The organism is Xanthomonas sp. SHU 308 (assembly GCF_000364645.1).
GTDB classification, from domain to species: Bacteria; Pseudomonadota; Gammaproteobacteria; order Xanthomonadales; family Xanthomonadaceae; genus Xanthomonas_A; species Xanthomonas_A sontii.
On sequence record NZ_AQOK01000824.1, the window covers coordinates 1 to 451 of the forward strand.

Consider the following 451-nt stretch of genomic DNA (forward strand, 5'->3'; position numbering starts at 1 on the left):
GGCTCGCCGCCGAGCGCGCGCAAGGGCTTGCCCGGCAGCCGCGATGCGGCATAGCGGGCCGGAATGGCGACCACAAAGGCCGGGACGGCGGCGCTCATGCCGCCACCGTGCCGGCGGCGGAAGCGGCGATGGCCGCGGCGGCAGGCGCGTGCTGGAACGGGACGAATCCGGCCATGAATTGATCTTTCTCCGCCAATTATTGAGAATAGTTCGCATTCGCCATTCGACGTGGCCGGACTGCCCAGCACGTGTGCCGCTGCGACAGCTTCCGGCGCGACGACGGCGTTGCCTCCTGCCCATTCTATAGACCCCACCGATGAACCTTGCCGCTCGTTCCGTCCGATCCGCTGCGCAGCCCTCCCACGCCACCACGCGCCGCGCACTGTGCCTGGCCATCGCCGCCCTGCTGCTGCCGGCCGCGGCCGGCGCGGCCGAGGCCGTGGCGGCCGGC

1 pseudogene is annotated in these 451 nt (G+C 71.6%); it reads right to left on the reverse strand.

Annotation, left to right across the window (positions count from 1 at the left end):
- A pseudogene (locus tag D588_RS27435) lies at positions 1 to 98 on the reverse strand (3-deoxy-manno-octulosonate cytidylyltransferase); the annotation flags it as partial.
- Between the last annotated feature and the right edge of the window lie 353 nt (positions 99 to 451).